This is a genomic window from Alkaliphilus serpentinus, from assembly GCF_009017255.1.
GTDB classification, from domain to species: Bacteria; Bacillota; Clostridia; order Peptostreptococcales; family Natronincolaceae; genus Alkaliphilus_D; species Alkaliphilus_D serpentinus.
Genome location: NZ_WBZB01000039.1, coordinates 22865 through 47215 on the forward strand (window position 1 = coordinate 22865; position 24351 = coordinate 47215).

At 36.6% G+C, this 24351-nt stretch carries 23 protein-coding genes and 1 riboswitch; of the genes, 5 read left to right on the forward strand and 18 right to left on the reverse strand.

The features are described 5' to 3' along the window. Positions 1-72: 72 nt before the first annotated feature. Complete coding sequence (grxC, locus tag F8153_RS10805; protein ID WP_151866369.1) at positions 73-327, forward strand: glutaredoxin 3; 255 nt, start codon at positions 73-75, stop codon at positions 325-327. Between the two features lie 113 nt (positions 328-440). Here the strand turns inward: grxC and F8153_RS10810 are convergent, their stop codons facing one another. From F8153_RS10810 to F8153_RS10845, 7 genes are all read right to left on the reverse strand, one after another. After that, the gene (locus F8153_RS10810) at positions 441-611 is read right to left on the reverse strand and encodes an H-type small acid-soluble spore protein (RefSeq protein ID WP_192929780.1); all 171 of its coding nucleotides are present in this window, start codon (positions 609-611) and stop codon (positions 441-443) included. Between the two features lie 128 nt (positions 612-739). Next, positions 740-2848 (reverse strand): sensor domain-containing protein, encoded by a 2109-nt coding sequence (locus F8153_RS10815; RefSeq protein WP_192929781.1) that lies wholly within the window; start codon positions 2846-2848, stop codon positions 740-742. A gap of 102 nt (positions 2849-2950) precedes the next feature. Beyond that, complete coding sequence (locus F8153_RS10820; RefSeq protein ID WP_192929782.1) at positions 2951-3331, reverse strand: DUF4363 family protein; 381 nt, start codon at positions 3329-3331, stop codon at positions 2951-2953. Positions 3332-3349: 18 nt separating this feature from the next. Beyond that, positions 3350-4024: a DUF421 domain-containing protein gene (locus F8153_RS10825; RefSeq protein ID WP_151866373.1), complete on the reverse strand. Its 675-nt coding sequence runs from the start codon at positions 4022-4024 to the stop codon at positions 3350-3352. A gap of 252 nt (positions 4025-4276) precedes the next feature. Then, the gene (locus tag F8153_RS10830) at positions 4277-5719 is read right to left on the reverse strand and encodes an NAD-dependent succinate-semialdehyde dehydrogenase (protein ID WP_151866374.1); all 1443 of its coding nucleotides are present in this window, start codon (positions 5717-5719) and stop codon (positions 4277-4279) included. A 362-nt stretch (positions 5720-6081) separates the two neighbouring features. After that, positions 6082-7281, reverse strand: a complete 1200-nt coding sequence (locus F8153_RS10840; RefSeq protein ID WP_151866376.1) for a M20 metallopeptidase family protein — start codon at positions 7279-7281, stop codon at positions 6082-6084. Then, positions 7271-8197 (reverse strand): S66 peptidase family protein, encoded by a 927-nt coding sequence (locus F8153_RS10845; RefSeq protein WP_151866377.1) that lies wholly within the window; start codon positions 8195-8197, stop codon positions 7271-7273. Before F8153_RS10845 ends, F8153_RS10840 begins: the two co-directional genes overlap by 11 nt. A gap of 151 nt (positions 8198-8348) precedes the next feature. Between F8153_RS10845 and uppP the strand changes: the two genes are divergently transcribed. Next, positions 8349-9179, forward strand: a complete 831-nt coding sequence (gene uppP, locus F8153_RS10850; RefSeq protein ID WP_151866378.1) for an undecaprenyl-diphosphatase UppP — start codon at positions 8349-8351, stop codon at positions 9177-9179. A 108-nt stretch (positions 9180-9287) separates the two neighbouring features. On the opposite strand, the gene F8153_RS10855 is transcribed toward uppP, so the two are convergent. The 3 genes from F8153_RS10855 to asnB all read right to left on the reverse strand — a co-directional run bounded on the left by F8153_RS10855 (position 9288) and on the right by asnB (position 12188). Then, complete coding sequence (locus tag F8153_RS10855; RefSeq protein ID WP_151866379.1) at positions 9288-9614, reverse strand: nucleotide pyrophosphohydrolase; 327 nt, start codon at positions 9612-9614, stop codon at positions 9288-9290. A 149-nt stretch (positions 9615-9763) separates the two neighbouring features. Continuing rightward, positions 9764-9827, reverse strand: a riboswitch (Fluoride riboswitch). A gap of 48 nt (positions 9828-9875) precedes the next feature. Continuing rightward, the gene (locus tag F8153_RS10860; protein WP_151866380.1) at positions 9876-10166 is read right to left on the reverse strand and encodes a cupin domain-containing protein; all 291 of its coding nucleotides are present in this window, start codon (positions 10164-10166) and stop codon (positions 9876-9878) included. Positions 10167-10337: 171 nt separating this feature from the next. After that, entirely contained in the window at positions 10338-12188 is a 1851-nt protein-coding gene (gene asnB / locus F8153_RS10865) for an asparagine synthase (glutamine-hydrolyzing) (protein WP_330577779.1), read from the reverse strand. Between the two features lie 142 nt (positions 12189-12330). On the opposite strand from asnB, the gene F8153_RS10870 reads away from it, so the two are divergent. Continuing rightward, positions 12331-14055 (forward strand): ABC transporter ATP-binding protein, encoded by a 1725-nt coding sequence (locus tag F8153_RS10870; protein ID WP_151866382.1) that lies wholly within the window; start codon positions 12331-12333, stop codon positions 14053-14055. 45 nt (positions 14056-14100) lie between these two features. Here F8153_RS10870 and F8153_RS10875 read toward each other — a convergent pair whose 3' ends face one another. The 8 genes from F8153_RS10875 to F8153_RS10910 form a co-directional block, all read right to left on the reverse strand. Beyond that, a complete protein-coding gene (locus tag F8153_RS10875; protein WP_151866383.1) occupies positions 14101-15702 on the reverse strand; it encodes a putative ABC transporter permease subunit in 1602 nt (533 codons plus the stop codon). Then, entirely contained in the window at positions 15695-16414 is a 720-nt protein-coding gene (locus tag F8153_RS10880) for an ABC transporter ATP-binding protein (protein ID WP_151866384.1), read from the reverse strand. Before F8153_RS10880 ends, F8153_RS10875 begins: the two co-directional genes overlap by 8 nt. Before the next feature lie 30 nt (positions 16415-16444). Beyond that, positions 16445-16921 (reverse strand): Cys-tRNA(Pro) deacylase, encoded by a 477-nt coding sequence (ybaK, locus tag F8153_RS10885; RefSeq protein ID WP_151866385.1) that lies wholly within the window; start codon positions 16919-16921, stop codon positions 16445-16447. A gap of 14 nt (positions 16922-16935) precedes the next feature. Beyond that, a complete protein-coding gene (locus F8153_RS10890; protein WP_151866386.1) occupies positions 16936-17733 on the reverse strand; it encodes a YhfC family intramembrane metalloprotease in 798 nt (265 codons plus the stop codon). Positions 17734-17757: 24 nt separating this feature from the next. Beyond that, positions 17758-18867: a DUF1648 domain-containing protein gene (locus F8153_RS10895; RefSeq protein WP_151866387.1), complete on the reverse strand. Its 1110-nt coding sequence runs from the start codon at positions 18865-18867 to the stop codon at positions 17758-17760. A 1-nt stretch (position 18868) separates the two neighbouring features. Further along, positions 18869-19261, reverse strand: coding sequence for a GntR family transcriptional regulator (locus F8153_RS10900; RefSeq protein WP_151866388.1), 393 nt, complete (start codon positions 19259-19261; stop codon positions 18869-18871). A gap of 359 nt (positions 19262-19620) precedes the next feature. Further along, the gene (locus F8153_RS10905; protein WP_151866389.1) at positions 19621-20994 is read right to left on the reverse strand and encodes an MATE family efflux transporter; all 1374 of its coding nucleotides are present in this window, start codon (positions 20992-20994) and stop codon (positions 19621-19623) included. Positions 20995-21097: 103 nt separating this feature from the next. Beyond that, on the reverse strand, positions 21098-22048 hold the full coding sequence (locus F8153_RS10910; RefSeq protein WP_151866390.1) for an alpha/beta hydrolase: 951 nt from the start codon (positions 22046-22048) through the stop codon (positions 21098-21100). A gap of 307 nt (positions 22049-22355) precedes the next feature. Between F8153_RS10910 and F8153_RS10915 the strand changes: the two genes are divergently transcribed. Further along, the gene (locus F8153_RS10915) at positions 22356-23036 is read left to right on the forward strand and encodes a response regulator transcription factor (protein ID WP_151866391.1); all 681 of its coding nucleotides are present in this window, start codon (positions 22356-22358) and stop codon (positions 23034-23036) included. Position 23037: 1 nt separating this feature from the next. Further along, positions 23038-24273: a sensor histidine kinase gene (locus F8153_RS10920; protein WP_207707725.1), complete on the forward strand. Its 1236-nt coding sequence runs from the start codon at positions 23038-23040 to the stop codon at positions 24271-24273. The last annotated feature ends 78 nt before the right edge of the window (positions 24274-24351 follow it).

Sequence of the window (24351 nt, forward strand, 5' to 3'; positions counted from 1 at the left end):
TCATATCTTTGTTAATGTCTAGTAAAATGGGTATTATATAATAAGTATTAATATAGCATAAGGAGGATGATTATGAAGGAAGTAAAGATTTATACTAAGAACTATTGTCCCTATTGCAAGAAGGCTGTAGCCTTACTTAAAAGTAAAAGCTTAAACCTTGAAGAAATTGATGTAACCTATGATGAGGATACATTTAAAGAAGTATCGTTAAAAACAGGGTGGGATACAGTGCCTCAGATTTTTATTGATGGACAATTTGTAGGGGGCTGTGACGATATTCATCAGTTAGATGAAAAAGGAGAACTCAATAAACTTTTAGGGATATAAATCCCTTGTTGGTACCATGATTAAAATAGTGAAAACCAGCATCCTAAACTTTTTTTAGTAGGTTTAGGATGCTGGTTTTTATAGCAATTAAAAAAATATTACTTCAATCATTTTTACTCATTTAAATCCATTACGGGTACTTCTCTAGTTTCTGCCGAGAATATATCGTCTTTAATTTTTGCTGTATTACTACCGCTATTCAACTCTGCAATCCAGATATTCTTTCCTCTATAGCTGACAGGTATCCTATTTTGAGAACTAAATATTTCTTGCGCTCTTTTCATATCCATTTTAAAACACTCCCTAATTAATATTTTATATCTTTATTGTTTCAATAAAATATTAGAAAATACATATATATATGCTGATACAATAAAAAGCCCTATTGCTAGGGCTCAAATCTATCAAGAATTTAATCAGCAAGGGCCTCTTGGAGGTTAGTATTTTGCTCCTTTAGCAATTCTTCCATTTCCATTGCCGGAATTGGTGGTTTAAAATAATATCCTTGAATGTAATTGCATCCTTTACCCCTTAAGAGTTCCAGTTGTTCTTCAGTTTCTACTCCTTCTGCCACAACCATTAGATTTAGACTATGGGATAAGGCAATCACAGCATCGGTTATTGCAGCGTCGTTTGTGTTATTGGTTAAGTTACAAATAAATGACCTATCAATTTTAATTTTATGAATGGTAAATTTTTTTAGATAGCCTAAGGATGAGTATCCTGTTCCAAAATCGTCAATACATATTTCAATCCCCATCTTCCTAAGATTTTCAATAACCTTTATTGTAAAAACAACATTTTGCATAGCTGCTGTCTCGGTAATCTCCAGCTCTAGACTGTTACCGCAAAAATTGGTGTTGTTGATGGTTTTTATAATGGTTTTTAAAAGGTTTTCGTGCTGAAAATGATGAGGTGAAATATTTACAGCTAGCCTAAGGGATTTATTGTATTTTTGCTGCCATTCCTTTACTTGGTTACATGCAGTATGTAAAACCCATTCCTCCATTGGAATAATCAAGCCTGTCTCCTCAGCTATTGGTATAAAATGAGATGGTGAAATCATCCCTAATTCAGGATGCTTCCAACGTATTAAAGCTTCTACTCCAACGATTTGGTTGCAGGTTATGTCAACCTGTGGTTGATAGTATACCTCAAAATCCTCCCTTTCTAAGGACTTGCGCATGCTGTTCTCTAAGATATGTCTTTGGTAAACCATTTTTTGTAGGTCCTCTGAGTAAAAATTGTATTTATTCTTACCGCTATCCTTCGCTTTATACATGGCTAATTCTGAGTTTTTCAATAGATCTACAGGGCTACCACCATCTCTGGGATATATAGCAATACCGATACTGGGTGTTATATGAATCTCTTGAGTCCCTAGATTGAGGGGCTTATTAAAATGGTTAAGGATTTCTTTTGCTACAAGATCAGGAGTTTCGGATTGAGTTACATTCTGTAGAAGTATTACAAACTCATCTCCACCTAGTCTAGCTACTAAATCATCGGGAGTTAACAGTTCCTTAAATTTAGCTGCCACCTTAATTAATAAGTCATCTCCAACATTATGACCAAGACTATCATTAATGTGCTTAAAACGGTCTAAATCAATAAAGAGAAGGGCAAAGCTCTTCTTCTTTCTATAGAAATGTGCTATCCCTTGGGTAAGCTTATCTAAAAAGTGGGTTCTATTCGGTAGCCCAGTTAGTGGATCGTGATAGGACTGATAACGGATGGTTTCTTCTGCAGATTTCAGATCGGTAATATCTATAAAGGTTGTTACAACTTCTTTGGGAGTATTGCTTTTATCAAGTATCGGTTGGGCATTAACCAATAACCACCTATATTGCTTAGTGGTAGGATGTATGATTCCTATAGTAGCATTTCTAATAGGTTTGCAAGTTTTCATCACCAGCATGGCTGGATGGTTTTCCTTTGTAAGGATTTTACCATCGGGATATATTAAGCTTCCTTCTGTATCCAAAATTGTGGTCCCCTTCATATCCTCCATCGATAGCCCTAGAATTTCTGCCGCTATATTGTTGACATCAATTATTTTACCGGTGCTATCCTGAACAATAACCCCGCCAGAGATGGCTTCATATAAGCTTTTATAACGCCTTTCACTGGCATCTAATGCCCTTTTACTAAGCTCCTTCTCCTCTATTTGTTCTTGTAATATAATTCCATATTTTTTTAGCTCACTGTAGGTGATACTAAGCTCCCGATGGGATTTATGTAACTGTTCCATATATTTACTTAAGATTAGATATAAAATTGCTGTAGTTATTACTACATAAAACCAACCTTTGAAGGTTTGTATATAGGTTAATCGATTTTTATCTGTTACGATAAAATTTAAGACCTTATCCGACAATATAATCCAAAGTATACCCATAGTAAGATACAACAAGGATGTTTTTTCAGGGACTCCACCATAGGATGTCCTGCCTGCTTGCTTATACATTATAAATACGATTAAAAACAGTGGAATTAGGCTCAAAAAAATTGGTAACCCCATATCCATCCCCCTCTATATCCTTTATTGTATGTTTGTACCCTTAACCAACAAAAGTAAACGAAATATTACATAAATATAGAAATTAATTAATAAATTTACAGATTATAATAGATTCGACAGGACAAAGGCTTCCCTTTCTGACAGATGCTCTATTAAATACCTGAGTTTTACAATTTCTCCAAGGGTGTAGGTTTTATCTTTTAAATCTGAATAGGTATCTATTTTTCGGATGGCGACTTCAATTGCATCCAAATTATAATGCTCTAAAAACAAAACCCAAATCTTAGACTTTTCTTCCCAGTCTTCTTTAAGAAGCCCTAAGGTTTCCCTTGTCATTTCCCAATTTTCATCATCAATATACCCTTCTAATTTCGTTATCTCCTCTGATAATTCTTCACATCCATTTTGAACATAATTTTGAAATACTGTAGCTCCAATAAAAAAAATGATTACTAGAATAATCGTTCCAATAACTGCCTTCATAAGTACCCTCCCCATTTGTTAGCTAGTCTTTTTTTGTGCATAAAATTTCTCATCGGAAGAGATAAATGCAAAAAAAGTATCTTTAATGCTATCAATACTTTCTTTTTTGAGTTGATTAATTACCCATTTTTCATTATGACCTGCTTTCATGAGATTTTTTTTCATTAATTGACCATCCACGATTAATGTGATTGGAAGCTCCTCCTGCTGGGGTAAAATCTTTAAATCTTCCCTTAATACCTTCTGTTTTTCTGCTCTTGGAATTAGACTTAGGTCTCCATTGGTTTCTAAAATGGCATATTCAATATCATGAAGATTGAGATAGTCTTTACCCCTTAGCTGTTCTAGTAAATCATTCATATTGATTCTTAGACGTTTAAGCTCATGCTGAACAAGCTTTCCCTTATAAATCAGTATACTGGGCTTCCCACATATAAGCTCCCTCAGCCTTTCACTTTTTAGAGACATATAGGAGGTGATTATTTGCACAGATAATAATGTAATGATGGGAACAATACCATTAAACAAAGGTATTGCTGCATTTTCCATTGGTGTAGTTGCTAAATCAGCAATCATAATCATGATAACCAACTCGAAGGGTTGCATTTGAGCAATTTGACGTTTACCCATAACCCTCATGACAACAACAACAATAAAATATAAAATAAAAGCTCTGGTAAAGCTTATTAGCATAATTTGTTACCCCCATTATAGATTTTCTAATTTATTATTACCACCTAGCTGTGTTTTTATATGTAGAAATAAAAAAATCCCACCCTTGGGTGAGATTGATATTTTTATATCAATGCCTTGCTAGCGCAATGATAATTGTTGAATTGATGATGCTAGTTAACTAGTCAAAAAATACTAATATATATATTATAAATTTTATGCCTAATTCCTAGCTAAGTGACTAACTCAACCGTCAAGCTGTTGATTATCTACTTATATCTCTATTGAAACAAACTTAATCTCTAAAAACTCCTCTATTCCATAATGACCGCCTTCTCTACCTATACCACTTTCTTTAAAGCCTCCGAAGGGAGCTTGGGGTGTTGAAGGTCTGCCATCATTAACTCCTATGATGCCATACTCCAAGGCTTCCATCACCCGTATGCTCCTCGACAAGGATTGGGTAAAGAAATATGCAGCTAAGCCATAGCTACTGTTATTAGCCATTTTAATTACTTCTTCTTCAGAATTAAAAGAAATAATCGGCATGATGGGCCCAAAGGTCTCCTCCTTTGCGATAATCATATCTCCAGTTGCGCTGGCAATTACCGTAGGCTCCATAAAATATCCGCCCTTTTTATTTATGCCTAAATGCTGTCCTTTTCCTCCATAAACTAGCTTGCCACCCTTATCTAGGGCATCCTCTACATGCTTCTGTACCTTTTCAAAGCTATTGGAATCAATTAGCGGTCCAATCTCTACCCCTTCAACTAACCCATTGCCCAATTTTAGATCCTTAATTCTTTCTACCAGCTTTCTTAAAAAAGCATCTAAAATATTCTCATGGACATAAAATCTATTTGAGGATATGCAGGTTTGACCACAGTTTCTAAACTTAGATGCTACAGCCCCGTCAACAGCTTTATCAATATCAGCATCCTCGAATACAATAAAGGGCGCATGACCACCTAACTCAAGGGATACCTTTTTAACTGTATCTGCCGACTGCTTCATCAGCTGCTTTCCAACCTCTGTTGAGCCTGTAAAAGTAAGCTTTTTCACCCTTTCATCCTCCATAAGGGCGGCACCAATTTGGCTAGAGACTCCCGTTACCATGTTTACAACCCCCGGTGGAAAACCCGCTGCTTCTACTAGTTCCATAAACTTGATTGCCGTTAAGGGAGTTTGACTTGCTGGCTTCAAAACCACTGTACACCCTGCTGCCAATGCTGGTGCCAGTTTCCTTGTAATCATTGCTAAGGGAAAATTCCATGGTGTTACTGCCGCAACTACACCTATAGGCTGCTTCAAAACCATAATCCTTTTTTCTTTACTGGAGGCTGGAATTGTTTCTCCATATACCCTTTTGGCTTCCTCTGCATACCATTCTAAAAAGTTGGCTCCATATATACATTCTCCCACTGCTTCCTTTAGGGGTTTTCCTTGTTCTAAGGTCATAATTCGAGCTATTTCTTCCTTCTCCTCCATTACAAGGTCATATAGCTTCCTTAATAGACTACCCCTTGCAGAAGCAGGTAGTTGTGACCATTCTTTAAAGGCTCCATCGGCAGCATCAATAGCCTCCTTTGTTTCAGTTCCTCCACCCATGGGAACAGTTCCTAATAATTCTCCTGTAGCAGGATTATGTACCTCTATTCCTTTACCGTTTTTTGCCTCCACCCAACAGCCATTGATATACATTTTGTTATTCTTCATTTATAATCATTCCTTTCTAGTGTAGCCTTTATCAAAGGTTAGATTGTTTTGCTTTATATATTTTTCTTATTTTTTTGCCTATTCCTTTTTCCTTAATACTTCTTACTTATTCCATATTACCTATTACCTATTACCTGTTACCTATTACCTATTACCTGTTACCTATTACCTGTTACCTATTACCTGTTACCTATTACCTATTACCTATACCCTATTTATACTATCCTATTCTTATTGCTACTCCTTATAACCTTTAAACTCCTTTTTAGAAGATACTACCATATTATTTGATATTAAAACAAGGCCTTCTTTTTATTTACCAGAAAACCCTGTAGCTTGCAATTAATAAGTCTTCAGCAGGGTTATTTAATTTTTCCACCTAAGGCCTTTAAAGTATTTAAGATTTGCATCATTACCCCAATTTTTAAACAATCCTCATCAATATCGAAGTGCTGTGTATGACCACAATGGACTATTCCTTTATCGGGATTACCTGAACCCAGAACAAAAAACACTCCAGGTAGGGCTTCTGTAAAATATGCAAAGTCCTCCACCCCTAGACTAACCTTTGATATGTTAATTGTATTCTCTTTGCCCAAAAACTCTATAGAGTTTTCTTCAACCAATTTAACCAGGGGATCATGGTTTATTAAAGCGATATACCCCTCTTCTATATTGAGATGTCCTTCACCCCCTAGTGATGTAGCCACTCCTGTAACCACTTCTTGAACTCTCTTTAAAACCATTTCCCTTGTGGTAGGATTGATGGTCCTAACTGTTCCACCCATTTCAACCATTTCTGCAAGGATGTTATTTTGTGCGCCGCCGCTGATGGTTCCGAGGCTTATGACAGCCGAATCCCTTGGGTCAACATCCCTAGCGATTATTGTTTGAAGGGCGGAGATTATATGGGCTGCTATTACAATGGAATCGTGTCCTCCGTGGGGATAGGCTCCATGGCTACTGGTACCTTTGACTTTAATACCAATGGTATCCGATTGAGCATTCATTTGGCCGTATCGAAGGGCGATCTTTCCTACCGGCAACTCCGATGAAACATGCAAACCAAATATGGCTTCAACCTTTGGATTTTCCAGCACTCCATCCTCAATCATGGGTTTAGCTCCTCCAATGGTCTCCTCAGCAGGCTGAAATATTAGCTTGACCTTGCCAGATAAGCTGTCTCTATGGTTATTTAAAATTTTTGCCGCCCCCAACAGAATTGTCATATGGGCATCATGGCCGCATGAATGCATTACACCTTTTTTACTTGAGGAATATGGAGTTTTTTTTAGATCCTCCATCGGAAGGGCATCCATATCAGCTCTAAGGCCAATGGTTTTCCCTCCCTTACTGCCATGGATAATTGCCACTACCCCATGATGATTGATAAAGGTGCTGTACTCAATACCCATCTCCTTTAAGTATTCAATAATTTTTTCCTTTGTTCTTGTCTCCTTTGTTGAAAGTTCTGGATTTCTATGGAAATCCCTTCTAATTTCTATTAGCCAATCAAATATTCCTAGAACTTCTTTATATAAATCTGCAGTATTAAACTTCATCCAACACACTCTCCTGTATCAGTATTTTACCCTCTTCGGCATTTATTGTGGTTCTAGCACCTAAAGGAAGGGTAATATTGGGTTTGCAATGGCCTGCCATTAAATTATATAAAATAGGTATATTATGGGGCAACTTCTCTTTAAATAGCTTATATAGCGGTACATCCTTATGGTCCTCCTGATAACAGCAATCCTTAAAGTTTCCAATTATAATTCCCGCTACCTCCTCTAGCTTTCCAGCTAAAGATAGCTGGGTAAGCATTCTATCAATTTTATACCCTTCCTCCTTGATATCCTCAACAAATAGTATCCTTCCCTTCGTTTCTATTTCATAGGGTGTTCCAAGGGTGGATACAATCATTGATAAATTTCCCCCCGTTAATATACCAGAGGCAATACCCCTTCTTAATGTATGAATTTCATAGAAGGGGGGATTATTAATTTCATATGAGCCTTTATTGATCATTATCGTATTTAGTAGACTACTGGCTGTAAATTCATCCATATGAGGGATATTTAAAGCCATTGGACCATGGAAGGTTATCAGTCTTGATAGCTGATTGATAGCTATATGGATGGCTGTTATATCACTATAGCCAATAAAGATTTTTGGATTTTTCATAATCATATCAAAGTCAATATTTTTCAGTAGCCTTTGGGAACCATAACCACCTCTTAAAGACACTATTCCCTTTATTTCTTTGTTGCTAAAGTAGTTGTTAATATCCTTTACTCTGATAGAATCATCTCCTGCTAAGTATCTGTCCTTTGAATAGCAGCTTTCTCCCACCTCAATTCTAAAGCCCATTGCCTTGAATTTTTCTATTGCTTGATCTAATTGTTTACCTTGTAGGGGACTGGCTGGAGCCACTATCCCTATTAAATCACCTTTTTCTAGTCCTTTGGGCTTAATCATGTTTTCAACCCCCAATGTATAGAATACTATTATCAATCACATTATAACCATTCACACTATTATATGAATCTATTAGTTATTTTGTTTTAATAACCCTTTTATTGTGATATAATTTTTTTCGGTGAATATTATTTCTTCAGGAGGTGGTATATTGTCAGTTCTAAAGGCTATTATTTTGGGAATCGTGCAAGGTTTAACGGAGTTTTTACCTGTAAGTAGCTCTGGACATCTATCAATTACGCAGTATTTATTAAAGGTTCCTGAGGATAATGTACTGTTTTTAACGGTTATGCTTCATTTAGGCACCCTTATTTCAGTGTTTTTTGTATATAGTAAAGATATATTTCTAATGATTGTGGAGTTTTTCAAGTTCATATTTGACGTGATGAGTGGAAAGGGTTTTTCCTTAGAAAATCAGCATAGGAAGCTTGCCGCCATGATTATTGTTGCAACAATTCCAACGGGCTTTATGGGGATTTTTTTTAAAGACCTATTTGCCAGTTTTTATACCTCCCAGTTGGTGGTGGGAGTTGCCCTTCTAATTACTGGTACCCTTTTATGGGCTGCTGAAAAGTTCAATAGTGGGAGAAGAGATATTGGTGATATGAAATGGTATGATGCAGCCTTTGTAGGTTTTTTTCAAGGCCTGGCCATAACCCCAGGCATATCCCGCTCGGGTTCAACCATTGTAGGTTCATTGTTTAGAGGCTTTAATAAGGAGTTGGCGACAAAGTTTTCCTTCCTTATATCTATTCCAGCCATTTTGGGAGCAACGGTTTTTGAGGTGAAGGGAGCCTTAGAGGTTGGCTTAGGGGATTTAACCTTTGGAGTTTTATTGGCTGGTATTCTTGCAGCCTTCCTATCTGGGGTATTTGCCATAAGAAGCCTAATAAACTTCATCAAAAAAGAGAAGCTCTATTACTTCTCTTTTTATACCTGGACCCTTGGGGCCATCATTATTGTTTGGACTATAGTAAGATAAAAGATTGAAAGGTGCTTAGAAAAGTCTAAGCATCTTTTTTAATGTTGATCACTTTTCACTTTTCACTTTTTATTTTTAATTTTTCACTTATTCCCTATTACTTATTCCCTATTTCCTCGTCCACCTATCAGCATCACGGGTATTAAACTTATCCATCATCCTATAAAAGGCTTCCTCTAAATCTATATTTAGGGAATTGGCAAAACAGGTTAGAATAAACATACAGTCAGCCAACTCCATTGCCACACTATTTTCGGGCTCATCCTTTCTTTTGGGCTTTTCTCCATATAAATGATTGATCTCCCTTGCAAGCTCTCCTGCCTCTTCTGTTAATCTGGCCATTAGTGCCAATGGGCTAAAATATCCCTCTTTAAACTGACCTATATAATCATCCACCTGCTGCTGCATTCCCTTAATGGTAAGATTTTTATCCATAAGAATCCACCTCCCTTTTAATGATTTCTATGTAAGAACCTTTTCTCCTGCATAACTAATGACTAGATATTCTAAACCTTCAATAATAGTATTTTCACTATGTTCATAATTATCGCTTTTACACAAAAAACCCCTGCAAAACAGAAGGATGTTTTACAGGAGTCATTAACTGATCAACAGTGGTTAACGGTGAACTCCATCACCTATGTATCGAAGACATATACCCTTTTATAGTAAAGATTGGTGATAATCAAGGCCTTATTATTTAAGCTGTTCTTTATCAAAATGAAAGGTATATGCCTTATTAATTCGTTTCTTAACCTCCCAATGGCATTTAAGTCCTTTAGGGAAAATTACAAGCATGTTCTCCTTTATATGAACCTCTTCATCCTCTGTAGTTACAATTACATCTCCGTCAAATACATATGCCGTCTCTTCCTCAGGATACTCCCAACCGAAGGAGCTAGGTTCACAATTCCATCTATTCCATGTGTCCACACCAAGGCCTTGGGCATCCTTATAGCTAAGCTGAAACACCTTTATCTTGTCCATTATTCACTTCTCCTCTTGAATAAATAATTATTATTATATCATATTTCTCCCATTTCATAACAAATAAAAAAAAGAGTTACATTATATATCCTCCTAAATATTTCATATATAACATTCTAGGCGTAATAATAAAAGGTTTCCCATTTAATCGAGAAACCTTTATTATTTTTATTACCTAATCTCCACCTTATATTCCCTCATCCAAATATCCATTTGAATTAAATATGCTATCAACTGAGGACCTGTCATCAATTGGCCAAACCACGGGGTTTTTAAGGTTTCGCCTCCACTTTCTATTAGCTGTATTGCCTTTTCTCTACTGATTAATTGAAGTATCGGAGAATGCTTATTCTCAATAATCTTCTTTAAGATTTTCTGAACCTCCTTTAAATAGGAAGGATTATGGGTTTTGGGATAAGGACTTTTCTTCCTTTCAATTACATCTTGGGGCAGTATTCCCTCTAAGGCCTTTCTTAGTAGTCCCTTTTCTCTACCCTGGTAAAATTTCATATCCCATGGTATATTCCATACATACTCCACAAGCCACTGATCTGCAAAGGGAACCCTAACCTCAAGGCCATTAGCCATACTCATTCGATCCTTTCTATTTAAGAGGGTCACCATAAACCACTTTAGATTTAAGTAAAAGATTTCTCTTATCCTTTTTTCCAAGGGGCTATCTCCTTCAAAGGTAGGTACCTCCCTTAATGTATTCTTATATTGTAGATCTACATACTCAGCTATAGGCAACTTGGCAAATTCTTTGGATAATATCCCCTGCCTTTCATTGATAGCCTGGGACCATGGGAAGGTATTGGCATTGTATAATTCTTCCCTTGTAAACCATGGGTAACCACCAAATATTTCATCTGCGCATTCCCCTGATAATGCCACTGTTGCCTGCTGCCTAACCTCTTTACAGAATAAGTACAGGGAGGAGTCTACATCCGCCATCCCTGGCAAGTCACTGGCTAATACAGCTTTATGAAGGGCTTCAGCCAATTGAGGTGTGTCTACTATTACTGAATAATGATTAGAGTCAATGGCTTTTTGCATCTTGTCTATCCATTCCTTATCGGAATTAGGTTGAAAGACACTAGGTTGAAAATAAGTTTCATTATCAAAATAATCTATTGAAAAGGTCTTTAACTTTCCCTTTCCTTCCCTTTCAAATGCTTTAGCAGTTACTGCTGATATACAGCTGGAGTCTAATCCCCCAGATAAAAAGGTGCAGACAGGAACGTCAGAAATTAATTGCCTTTCTATTGCATCCATCAATAAGAATTTTACATGCTCCACTGTTGTATTAAAATCTTCAGTGTGGGCCTTACTCTGCAGCTGCCAATATTGCCGTATTTCTAAGCCTTCTCTACTATAAATTAAATAATGGGCTGGCGGCACCTCTTTAATATGCTTAAACACTGCTTTACCGGGAGTTCTGGCAGGTCCTAGGGCAAATAGCTCTAATATACCCTCCTCCTCAATAACAGAGGGAACCGCCGGATTAGCTAGTATTGCTTTAATCTCTGAAGCAAAAACAAAGCTTGTGTCTACCTTGGAATAGAATAATGGTTTTACCCCCAGTCGGTCTCTGGCTAGAAACAACTCTTTTTTTTCTTCATCCCATATTCCAAAGGCATAAATTCCATTAAGCTTGTTGAGACAATCCCTGCCCCATTCAATATAAGCTGTTAGTAGAACCTCTGTGTCTGAGTAGGATTGAAAGCCATAGCCTCTATTAACAAGAAGCTTTCTAACGTCCTCTGTATTATAAAGCTCTCCGTTATAGATTATTGTATACCTTCTTCCATCTACAATTCTCGTCATTGGCTGCCCACCACCCTCAGGGTCTACAACTATTAGCCTCCGGTGCCCTAACAAAGCATTGGTTGTTGCATACACTCCTTCTGCATCAGGCCCCCTTTTGGATAAGGTAGTGATCATCTTATCCATGACAACCCCTCTATCTAGTAAATTCTTTTCATAATCAACCCATCCAACAAAACCACACATTCCCTTCATCTCCTTCAAAGTCCTAATAAATTTCCATATAATTAGAATATGATTACTATAGTTCATATGAGTTTGTCTTCATTAAATGTTTAATATGTGCTATAATTATTTCGTTAGTGGGCCGAAAAGTTTATACGAAAAAGGTGATTGAATGATAAAACGATTTGTTAAGTATTATCGCCCCCATCTACCATTATTCTTTTTAGATTTTGGTTGCGCATTTTTAATTGCTTTATTAGATCTTATATTTCCGATGGTTACTAGATGGACCATTAACTCTGTCCTGCCGGACAAAAACCTCAATCTTCTTCTAATGATTGGTGGAGGTTTATTGGCATTGTACGTAGCCAGATACATATTAAACTATATCGTAGACTACTACGGTCATGTTTTGGGTGTAAGAATGGAGTATCATATGCGGAAGGATTTATTTAGTCATATTCAAAAGCTATCCTTCAATTTCTTTGATAATACAAAAACCGGCCATATCATGTCTCGTTTGGTAAACGACTTAAATGAAATTTCGGAATTGGCCCACCATGGCCCCGAGGATCTGTTTATTGCTACTGTAACTCTACTAGGCTCCTTCCTAATCATGATGACAATTAATTGGCAATTGACCCTAATTGTATTTGCAATTATTCCTATTATGCTTTATTTTGCCATTAGTAAGAATAAACGTATGCAGTTTGCTTTTAAGGATATGCGTCTTAAGATTGCCGATATCAATGCACAGGTAGAGGATAGTATAGCTGGTGTTCGGGTGGTAAAGTCCTTCACTAATGAATGGTACGAGCAAGAGAAATTCGAGAAGGGCAATAAAAATTTTCGCCTCTCCAGAGAGAATGCCTTTAAGGTAATGGCTCAATTTTTTTCTGGCATTGGTTTCTTTTCTAATCTTATAAATCTATTGGTTTTATTTATTGGGGGACTTTTTATCTATTATAATAGGTTAACGGTTGGAGATTTAGTAGGCTTTCTACTATATGTATCCATGTTCCTTCAACCCATTAGACGAATTACTGCTTTGGTAGAGAATTATCAGAGGGGTGCTGCAGGCTTTAACCGTTTTCTAGAAACGCTAGATATCAATCCAGATATAGTAGATTCGCCTGATGCAGTTGAAATTGGACGTCTTAATGGAAATATTGAATTTTCAAATGTTACCTTTAGCTATAATAACAAGGGGGATGTTTTGAAGGATATTAATTTTAAAATTGACAAGGGAGAAACAGTGGCCTTTGTTGGCCCCTCGGGAGCAGGAAAAACCACCCTTTGTAGTTTAATACCCCGTTTTTATGAAATTGATAAGGGATCTCTAATGATTGATGGTATGGATATACGAAAAATGACCCAAAGATCCCTTAGAGATAATGTTGGAATCGTTCAACAGGATGTATTTTTATTCTCCGGGACAGTTAGAGATAATATTGCCTATGGTAAGGTTGCTGCAACAGACCAAGAGATTATAGAAGCTGCCAGGCTAGCTAATGCTCATGAATTTATTATGGCATTGGAAAATGGCTACAACACTTATATCGGCGAGAGGGGAGTAAAGCTTTCTGGAGGACAAAAACAAAGAATCTCCATTGCTAGGATATTCTTAAAAAATCCACCAGTATTGATTCTAGATGAAGCCACCTCTGCCCTAGATAACGAAACAGAAAAGGTCATTCAAGAATCCTTTGTAAAGCTGGCTAAGAGCAGAACTACATTAGTTATCGCCCATAGAATGGCCACCATAAGAAATGTTGATAGGATTATGGTCCTTACTGAGGATGGAATAATTGAAGAGGGAAATCATAGTACCCTAATGGATAAGGAAGGGGTATATGCACGACTTTATAAAGCACAGTTTGATGATTTGGTCTCATAATAAAACAAGCCAGTATTCACTGGCTTGAATTTATTATGCCTTCTTTTAAGGAGCTATATCAACAAACTTCCTTTCGTATATTCCATATACGATATATATTGCAACTATATAAAGAATGATGAAGAAGGCACTTAATACCCCTATGATTGTGTTGGCACCTAAGCTTGACATCATCTTATATAATAAGAAGCCTATTCCACCGGTAATCACCCTTAACAATAGGGAAAGCATAATATTTAAGTTGTTTTTAACCGCCGCAGTAGGACTAGACCAATTTAATAATGGCCTTTGAATATTAATCGCAATGTCTATGGTTGAAAAGAACAAGGTTGTGGCTATACAAAAGGCTGCGGCCAACAAAATCATGGTGAAGTTAACAGGCAAATAATAGGCAGCGGCTACACCAAGGATGATTGAACCTGTAAAATTAATAATTAGAGTTGTATAGATCCTATATTTAATGTTATCTCTAGCGCTTATGGGTAGAACCTTGGTTTCCCAGAAGGCCTTTCCTTCCCTTGTAATTGCAGTTGCTGAAAGGCTTCCCATAATTGCTGGTGTTGAAACTACAATGGTATAGATATAGATAATGTAGGGCTCTAGGGCTTCAGAGTTAAATAGGTCACCACTAAGCTCTCCTGTCAAAGATGTTAATACAAACATCAGTATTGGGATAAACATCGTTAATACTGTATTTAACAAAAAGGTTGGATTGCTGGTTATAATGGCTATATGCCTTTTAATGATTTGGATTCCAATGCTTCTACTTTTATAGTATATTTTCCCCTTTTCTATTAAAGCAGAACCTTCTTGGTTAAACTTTAATAATGCAGCGCTATATAGCTTTTTAGCAAATAGCTTTAATACCACAATAAAGGCAAGGTTTAAAAGAATGAATAATCCTCCATCTAGTAGTGACCCCTGAATCATCTTTGTTAACCAGATGCTAGGTGGAAATTTGTGGCCGATTAGTCTTAACAACCCATCCTCCTGGGATAGAAGATTGTTTATAGCATCAGGCTGCATTTGTATTCTGGTCATTAGAAGTTGCACTCCAATCACTATTGCAATCAGTACCAGATTTCCCACAATCACCAGCATATTTCTCTTCCTACCTCTACCTATTAAAGACATAAAGGGCAAAACAATCAGTGTAGAAATAATCATTGGTAAAAGTGGCGAAATCAAAAGGGCCATTATCCCTAAGATTAGACTAAGGACCTTTACCCCATCAATTGTTCCATAAATCACTACTGAGGTTCCTAGAAAAAAGCAGCCTATAGCAAGGAGATAAATATACACCGAAGCCAGCTTAGAGAATACAATGGTGTCCTCCTTAACAGGCAGGGTAGCGATCAGCCTTAAATCCTTTGAATAAAAGAAAATCGATATAATAAAGGGGATACCTGCAAATAACATCAGCATCACATTGGCTATATAAATATAGGTGATGGTTAACTCAGGATATCCAATCATAGAAAAGGAATCATATAAGGTTAAGGCCAATTGAATCGCTGGAAGAATCAATAGAGCTGGCAATAACATCGTTAATATTCCCAGAAACTTATTTTTTACATTCAGGTGCTGGGTATATTTACTAAAGAAATCCTTTATCTGTATTTTGGTTAAGGCTATGAATTTATTCATCTTTCGTCATCTCCAAGAATATTTCTTCAAGGGTAGCAGTACTGTTCTTCTTGATGTTTTCTAGGGTATCACAGGCTATAAGCTTTCCTCTATGGATGATTGCAACCCTGTGACAAAGATTCTCTACCACTTCCAGCACGTGGGATGAGAAAAATACTGTTCCACCCTTTTGACAATGGTCCCTCATAATATCCTTCAGTATTTTTGCCGAGTGGGGATCTAGACCCACCATAGGTTCATCCAGAATAAACAAATTAGGATTCGGCAACAGAGCTCCAGAAACCAAAAGTTTTTGCTTCATACCATGGGAATAGGAGTTAATGGTTTGAGTTAAGGCATCATATATTTGAAAGGCCTTGGTAAACCTCTCGATCCTCTCCTTCCGCTGTTGAATGGGTACTTCATGGATATCTGCGATAAAGTTCAAATAGTCAATCCCTTTCACCGCATCAAAAATGGTAGGATGATCCGGAACAAAGGTGAAATTTTTCTTTGCCCCTACAGGCTCTTTCGAGATATCTATTCCATTAATCTCAATGGTTCCCTGTGTTGGTGCTATAATCCCTGTAATCATTCTTATGGTGGTTGTTTTACCTGCACCATTGGGTCCTATAAAGCCGATGATTTCCCCCTTTTTAATTTCTAATGATAAATTATCTACGGCTTTTTTCTTGTTGTCATACACCTTTGATACATTTTTTACTAAAAGCATTTACTACACCCCTTTTACATTTATTTGTCATTAAGATTGTATTGTTAAGCTACCTGTTTTGGCCCCCACTACCTTCACCAAATCCTGTGGCTTTAAAAGTATTTGCACTCCCCTTAAGCCGCCACTTACCATAATTCTTTCAAAGGCTAGAGCGTTACTATCGATGATTATTGGGTAGCTCTTCTTCATTCCAATGGGTGATACTCCACCCCTTATATATCCAGTTAATTGTTGAATTTCTTTAGTTGCAACCATTTCTACTTTTTTATTACCACTAAGGCTAGCCAACTCCTTTAAGTTCAGTTGTCCATCCCCTGGTATGCAGGCCACTAAAATTCCAGTTTTATCCCCCCTGGCAACCAGTGTTTTAAAAATTTGATTTAAAGGAATCCCAATCTTTCCTGCTACATTTTCTGCACTTACATCTGTTTCATCCACCTGATATTCTATAATTTCATAATCAATTTTTAGCTTGTCCAGGATTCTCGCTGCATTGGTTTTTTTCATATTCATTCCCTCTTTTATTCTATAATAAAGCTCCCATGATCTTCATCTATCCTCTCCCTTGACGCCATAATAAATTTTAATGCTATTAAAACAAATGTCCCTAATATTCCTTCAACGATCCATATATTCCACTTCCAATACATAAGGGTAACTAAAGAACCATTTAAGAAAGCATGAAGGAGAATGGAATATATAACATATTTAAACTGCTTTCTCTTTACTGCCATCAAAACTATTAAAGAGAAGGCTATATGAACGACTATTGTAAAAAGCCTCTCCACTCCTCCAGCCAAGAAGGCGGCTGAGGGAAGATTAATGAGTTGTTCCTTCAGATAATCTCCAACCCCTAAGGGTAAAAGGCTACCTATGGTAGTATCAAAGATACCTCCATTGATCATAAAGCTATATACAATATTGTTAATACTGGTGAAACCCAATAAATATATGGCTTCTATCCCTCCATGACCTATTCCAAAGGCCACTCCGTTTTTCCAGTCTAGCTTATTCTTTAAAAGAAACTTAAAGCCTAAAAATCTACCCACTTCTTCAAACAGTCCTGCCGTAATGCTTAAAAAGAGAATATATATCCATATATTTGACATGATATTGTTGTACCAAGGTTCCTTCTCTAACATCTTCAGCAGAGGGATTCTAGTGATTATCTGAAAAACAAAGAATATTAATCCTCCAACCAATACAGAAACTACCGAAGCCTTTTTAACCCTACAAATATATATGGCTAAGGCTATGGGAACCAGAAAAGAAATAATCAAGGAAACAAACATAAAAAATATTGACAAACTACTAACCAAACATCATTCCTCCTTTTCGTACTCCTACTTCGTAGTAGAATATATTGACCAGCCTAAAACAATTATCGTAATAATTCCCAGTATGACCCCTATAGGATTGCCAAAATTTACCGTCCAACCGATTCCAAACCTTTTTTCAATCCAAAGGCTTGGGTCCTGAGGATTAAAATAGAAAATTCCTAGCTTCCAAAACTGATCATCATCTCTATTTACCAGTTTTTCATCCCTCTCCTCATTGGTGCTTACAGTAATTTTACTGCCACTTTGTCCTGTTGATATGGCAAGGATGATAAGAGTTAAAATTGGTGCAGCTATTAATACTATGTTAGCCACCATATTAAATACCCCTGAGGTTTTTATAATTTCAATAATCATCAGCTGCTGATATGCAAAATATAAGCAGATAATTGTGGCAGTAAAGATTGTAAAGGCTACCCATCTTCTGTTGGCTGTTAGATATTGCTCAACTGATGTTTTAGGTTTTGAAGGATTTAGGGTCATCTTACTCCTCCCTATTACAATTGAAATATAATAAAACATCAGTACCATAGCCAGTTGAGAAAGGGGCATTCCAAAGGCAGAAGAAAAACCTTTATTACCATATTCAATAACCTTCCCCGTAATATCAAACTTCATAGGAATTCTATGGGGTAAATGGGGATACATAATCATTGTAAAGAGCCAGGTGAAAATCGTAATTACTGCCGGTATCAAGAACCACTTCATAGAGGGCATTTTATTAGCTGAACCTCTAGAGGTACTAATCATTACAACCTGTTTTCTGTTTATAAGCCATCCCTCTGCAGCCTTCAATTTCTTTGTTTTCAGGTGAATGAAGATGTAGTTTATAGGTAAAACCATTATGGCTATGGTAATTCCCATATTCAGAAGCCTAATATCATTTCCTCTAAAGGCAAAGAAAATAATCAATCCCACGATGATGCAAAAACTAACTAAATAGTTTCTTCGGTACTCCTTTTTTAATATTAGTACTTTTTCATCCTTCAATACTTCCTCTGGGATGTTTACACCAAAAAGAAGGGTTTTTCTTATATAGTTGGGTAGCAATAACCCAAATATCAAAAATGGGATATATATCGTAAAAAGATTTAACCAAAGGGTAAATGTAAACATTTTATTTCCTCCCCCTTCCTATAAAGCTAGAGTATTTCTTATCAATCATCCCATGGAAGTCCTCTTTAGAAACTCCCCTTAGATAGGCTTCGGCCGCCAAGGTTTCTAGATTCTCCTCCAAAGTCTGAAGATAATCCTCTGTTAACTCAGCCTTGAGGTCTGGATTAATCATAACTCCACTTTTTCTGTGAACCACTACCCAGCCCTCCTGTTTTAGCTGGGTGTAAACCTTATTTACTGTATGAAAGTTTATACCTATATCAGCAGCCATCTGTCGAACCGAAGGGAGATCCTCACCTATGGCTAATTCTCCAGTGGCTATTCCTTTAATAATTTGGTTTTTTATTTGTTGGTAAATGGGGGTTTCCGACTCAAATTCAATTTTCAACAGCAATTTTACCCCTCCTCGTTATATCTGTTATATATATTATATAACAGTTCTACTATTAATCAAGATATTTTTTACAGAAAAGGATGTTAATATTCCTTAACAAATAAAAAAACCACTAAACTAGTGGCTCAGACCATCGAAAAAGTATAAAACTACACTTAAATCCCTATATTCTTGAATAATGAGAAATCTGCGGAGATAAGAATAAAAGAAGGAGAAAATTACAGATGAGTGTTTTCAATGTCTGAGCCGAAGGTGAGTTTTGAAAACACCTGTAATTTTTGAGTTCATCCTGCCTTTTGACCGAGAGCCAATTTCTCAGTTTTAAAATATAGGGTTTTTTGATAACCTCAGCCACTAAACTAGTGGCTTAAGGCAGATTTTACTTTAGATTTGCTGTGATATCTCGATAAGAAAAGGATAAACCAGGCGGTTAATATAACCCCTTTAAAAACGCTACTCATACTTATGCTCCACCAAACACCATCTAATCCTATGGTATCTATTGCAGAAAGGATCATAGCAGAAGGGATTCTTAATGCATTGAATATGATCCCAACTATAGAAGGGGGTATGGTTTTACCTAATCCATTAAAGGCTCCACCTGTGGCTATTTCAATACACATAAATAGCTGAGAATAACCTAGGATTCTTAAATAGATGATTCCAATCCTTAATGCCTCTTCTTCCCTAAGGAAAGCGTTAAAGATTGTACCACCACCAAATATTAATAAACCAGTGGCGAATAAACCTATAGAGCCCACCATAAGAATGGCAGAAAAGTAACCTTTATATATTCTATCCCATTTTCCAGCCCCAAAGTTTTGGCCAGTAAAGGTACTAAGGGCTGTGGCAAAGCCCCCTGCCGTCATCCAAGAAATTGCCTCAATTTGACTGCCAATACGCTGAACAGCCACCGGAACTGGTCCCCATTGGGCAATGATTCTAGCTATAAACATGGCAAATATCGTAAAAAGACCGCTCTGCAGGGCTACTGGAGCTCCAAGTCGGACGATTTCCTTTACCCTAGCTTTATCAATAGATGAGAATAACTTCAAGTTCGAAAAAACCTCTGGATGTTTTTTAGTTTCTAGCAGAAAAACGGAGGTTACAATCATTTGAGAAGCAACAGTGGCTATAGCAGCCCCCATAACCCCCATGGCTGGTATAGGCCCTAAGCCCAGAATAAGAATAGGGTCTAATATCATATTGGTTATTAATCCGATGACATTGATAATAAAGGGTACCCTGCTATTGCCATAACCATTTAATATGGCTGTAAAAACAGGATTGATAAAGCTAAAAATCATCCCTAATGCAATGATGGTTAAATAGGCGGTGGCTTGACTCACAACCTCTTGATGATCAAGGTTAAAAAAGCCTATCAGTTGATTTTTAAATAATATTAATAGGAGTCCATAGCCTAGGGCTAATCTAATATTGATGTCAATGGAGGATTTAACATAGCTTTTTACAGCTGAAAGATCATCCCTTCCAACTGATTGAGCAACTCCAACCTCTGCCCCAATTTTGGAGATATATATAAGGGCCATAGATAGCCAAATAAAGAATCCTGCAGTACCAACAGCAGCTACTGAAAGACTTCCTAGCCTACCAACCCACATCATATCCGTTAAATTATAGGCCATCTGTACAAAGGAGGTTCCCATAATGGGGAGGGCCAATTTTATAAGGGCCTTTGCTATATTACCTTCTGTTAGGCTGTTTCTTTTCAATTTAATAATCCTCCTTCATATAGTAACATTGACTATTCAATTATACTTATTTTGAAGGGGTTTTTTCAATACCTACAGTTTAATTTCTTTAGTACCTAAGTTTCTATAGGTTCACATGACTTTTTGCCAACACTCTATCTAACCATCCAAGGATGTCCCTATAAACCTCCTCTTTATTACATTCATTAAGCATTTCATGTCTTCCATCCTTGTAAAGCTTTAATGACACGTCGTCAAAGCCTCCACTGGTATAGTCTTCATAGACCTCAGTCACACCCTTGCCATCTTTGCCAACTGGGTCCTTCTCTCCGGAAAATATGAGTATGGGTAGCTCCTTTGGGATATTCTTTAATCCATCAGCTGAGTTCGCTTCTTTTAATCCCAAAATAATGTCCTTATAAAAGCTAGTTGTACAAACTCCTCCACAGAAATCATCATATATATATTTATCTACCTCTATTTTATCGCTGGTTAACCAGTCAAATTTTGTTCTAGTGGGCTCAAAGCCCTGGTTAAATCCGCCAAACATCAAGTTATCCATTAACTTACTTCTACCTCTTTTTCCTAATCTTATAGTCTCCAGCTTACAAATCAGAAGGCCTAATTCTCCACTAAGTCCTGCCTTCCCAGAGGTGCCACTGAGTATTACTCCCATAACCTCTTTACCATACTTTTGAATATAGGTTCTGGTTAATAACGATCCCATACTATGACCTAAAATAAAAATTGGGGTATCTGGATGCTGACCCTTGATAAGGCTTGTTAGCTGTTGCATATCCTTAACTACCCTTTGCCAGCCCTCTTCCTCAGCCAAAAAACCTAGCTCCTCCGACGACTCAGCGGTTTTACCATGGCCGATATGATCATTGGCATATACTCCATAACCATGGTTGGTGAGAAAAGTAGCAAACTCCTCATATCTTCCCGAATGCTCTGCCATTCCATGGGCTATTTGCAGAACTGCCTTAAGCTTGATTTCATCTGGTGGCAGCCATATTTTATAGTGGATGGTTTTGTCGTCATAAGCTTGGTAGGTGCTCTCCCTATAATTCATACTAGTTACCCCTCCAATACTATTTATTATATTATTTCGTATAAAAAAATGATTTTAATACTTCCTTTTTAAAATAAATCAAATTTATATTTCAATATGTTGATCCTTTACATAAAAAGCCTATGTAAATACATTTAATATTCTATATTTTCTAAGCTTCCCCTTTATATTTTTAACGACAACAAAGTACATTCTTTGACATAGGGTGAAGAAGATATCAATTTTTATCCTCCCGTGGTTTTATCTTGTTTTTTACGATATAATGATTGTGTTAAAAATTGTAATTATTCTAGGTAGAGGTGATTTGATGCAGAGAATCTTAATTGTTGAAGATGATAAAACCATTGCTATGGGAATTGAATATTCCCTTAAACAAGAGGGCTTTGAAACCTATATATGCCATGATGCCAGTAGCTGTAAAAAGATAATTGAAACCACTAGCTTTATGCTAATCATTCTAGATGTATCTCTTCCTGATGGCAATGGCTTTGAACTATGTAGGTTGATTCGATCAAAGTCCAGTACCCCAGTGATCTTTTTAACTGCCTGTGATGATGAAGTAAATGTGGTTATGGGGTTGGACATGGGAGCTGACGATTATATAACGAAGCCCTTTAGAATTAGAGAACTAACCTCTAGAATCAAAAGCGTTCTCCGAAGATATAACATTCATAATAATGGCAAAGCTTTAATTAATATTGGCGATATTACCATTAATCCTACTGAAGCTAAGGTCTTTAAGGATCATCAGGAGATTTTTCTTACAGCATTGGAATACAAGCTATTGCTAACCTTAGCAAATCATGAAGGAAAGGTATTAAGCAGAAATCAAATTCTGGAGGGAATCTGGGATGTGGCCGGTGATTATGTTAATGATAATACCCTTACCGTTTATATTAAAAGGCTGAGGGAAAAAATTGAGGATGACCCCCAAAATCCACAAATTATCAAAACCATTAGAGGTCTAGGCTATAGGGTTGGTGAATAATATGTCTCTACTAAAAAATCCTGAAGTTAAAAGAATACTATTTATGGCGTTATTCCTATTTTTAATCTTTATGTTTATGTCTATTGCTATGAGCTTTATCAATTTAAGATTTATTGACGGAATGATCAATCGTAATAATGCCGCTATTGTTGGATTCCTAGTGGAGGAATATCCTGGTGCTGAGGCTGAAATAGCCAAAGGCATCCTTGAAATTGATAATTCAAAAGTACAAAAGGGAAAAGGGATTCTTCAAAAATACGACTTAACCTCCCAAGATCTTCTACTGGAAAAAACCATCACTATAGATATCTTTAAAATGAACATTCTTCTCTTTATTTTTATTGCTACTATCATTTCTACAAGCTTTTTAATATTGTTTTATTTATTTTTAAAGGGTCATTACAGAAAAATAGAAGAGGTAACAAAGTATGCCCAAAATGTACAAAACAAAGATTACTCCCTTGATATTCGGGATAATTCTGAAGGAGATATTAGTATTCTTAAAAATGAAATCTATAGGATTACCACCATGCTAAAGGAGCAGGCGGAGGTTTTGCATAATGATAAAATGGCTTTGGCTAATTCAATTGCCGATATATCTCATCAGTTGAAAACTCCAATGACCTCATTATTCGTTATAAATGATTTATTGTATGAGACCCCTCCCGATGAGGTTCGAATCGAATTCCTTAATAGGATGAGATCACAGTTGAAGAGAATTGACTGGCTGGTTTCTTCTTTACTGAAGCTATCAAAGCTAGATGCTGGTACTATTGTAATGAAGAAGGAAAATGTAAATGTTAAAAAGCTGATAGATAGAGCTCTTGAAGAAATGACCATCCCATTAGAGATAAAAATGCAAAGGATTACTATAGAAGGTGATGAGGATAGCTGCTTTATGGGTGATTTCAATTGGAGCCGTGAAGCCATAATTAATATTCTTAAAAATTGTATAGAGCATACACCCGAAGGTGGGAGTATTCATATAAGCTTTGAAGAGAACCCCATTTATACTGCAATTACCATTAAAGATACTGGCAGGGGTATAGAAAAGGAAGATATCCCCTACATCTTCAATAGGTTTTATAGAGGCCGCAATGCCTCTGCCGATAGCGTAGGTATTGGGTTGGCCATGTCCCACGCCATTATCGAGAATCAGATGGGGGATATAGTAGTTAGTAGTGAAAAAAATCAGGGAACTGAATTTAAGATTAAATTTTTTAAGGGGATTATTTAGTGTTAAAAAGGTGACTAAATTGTCACCAAAAAAGTCACTGTATAGTCATTTTAGACAGATATAATGAACTTATCAAAA

What these genes read in the sequence shown, in the direction of transcription:
- F8153_RS10880 (WP_151866384.1), bottom strand. Translation starts at nt 16,414, where the DNA reads ATGCTTTTAGTAAAAAATGTATCAAAGGTGTATGACAACAAGAAAAAA.
- F8153_RS10840 (WP_151866376.1), bottom strand. Translation starts at nt 7,281, where the DNA reads ATGAAGTTTAATACTGCAGATTTATATAAAGAAGTTCTAGGAATATTT.
- F8153_RS10830 (WP_151866374.1), bottom strand. Translation starts at nt 5,719, where the DNA reads ATGAAGAATAACAAAATGTATATCAATGGCTGTTGGGTGGAGGCAAAA.
- F8153_RS10860 (WP_151866380.1), bottom strand. Translation starts at nt 10,166, where the DNA reads ATGGACAAGATAAAGGTGTTTCAGCTTAGCTATAAGGATGCCCAAGGC.
- F8153_RS10845 (WP_151866377.1), bottom strand. Translation starts at nt 8,197, where the DNA reads ATGATTAAGCCCAAAGGACTAGAAAAAGGTGATTTAATAGGGATAGTG.
- F8153_RS10910 (WP_151866390.1), bottom strand. Translation starts at nt 22,048, where the DNA reads ATGAATTATAGGGAGAGCACCTACCAAGCTTATGACGACAAAACCATC.
- F8153_RS10920 (WP_207707725.1), top strand. Translation starts at nt 23,038, where the DNA reads ATGTCTCTACTAAAAAATCCTGAAGTTAAAAGAATACTATTTATGGCG.
- ybaK (WP_151866385.1), bottom strand. Translation starts at nt 16,921, where the DNA reads ATGAAAAAAACCAATGCAGCGAGAATCCTGGACAAGCTAAAAATTGAT.
- grxC (WP_151866369.1), top strand. Translation starts at nt 73, where the DNA reads ATGAAGGAAGTAAAGATTTATACTAAGAACTATTGTCCCTATTGCAAG.
- F8153_RS10820 (WP_192929782.1), bottom strand. Translation starts at nt 3,331, where the DNA reads ATGAAGGCAGTTATTGGAACGATTATTCTAGTAATCATTTTTTTTATT.
- F8153_RS10815 (WP_192929781.1), bottom strand. Translation starts at nt 2,848, where the DNA reads ATGGGGTTACCAATTTTTTTGAGCCTAATTCCACTGTTTTTAATCGTA.
- F8153_RS10870 (WP_151866382.1), top strand. Translation starts at nt 12,331, where the DNA reads ATGATAAAACGATTTGTTAAGTATTATCGCCCCCATCTACCATTATTC.
- F8153_RS10915 (WP_151866391.1), top strand. Translation starts at nt 22,356, where the DNA reads ATGCAGAGAATCTTAATTGTTGAAGATGATAAAACCATTGCTATGGGA.
- F8153_RS10825 (WP_151866373.1), bottom strand. Translation starts at nt 4,024, where the DNA reads ATGCTAATAAGCTTTACCAGAGCTTTTATTTTATATTTTATTGTTGTT.
- F8153_RS10875 (WP_151866383.1), bottom strand. Translation starts at nt 15,702, where the DNA reads ATGAATAAATTCATAGCCTTAACCAAAATACAGATAAAGGATTTCTTT.
- F8153_RS10855 (WP_151866379.1), bottom strand. Translation starts at nt 9,614, where the DNA reads ATGGATAAAAATCTTACCATTAAGGGAATGCAGCAGCAGGTGGATGAT.
- asnB (WP_330577779.1), bottom strand. Translation starts at nt 12,188, where the DNA reads ATGAAGGGAATGTGTGGTTTTGTTGGATGGGTTGATTATGAAAAGAAT.
- F8153_RS10895 (WP_151866387.1), bottom strand. Translation starts at nt 18,867, where the DNA reads ATGTTTACATTTACCCTTTGGTTAAATCTTTTTACGATATATATCCCA.
- F8153_RS10810 (WP_192929780.1), bottom strand. Translation starts at nt 611, where the DNA reads ATGAAAAGAGCGCAAGAAATATTTAGTTCTCAAAATAGGATACCTGTC.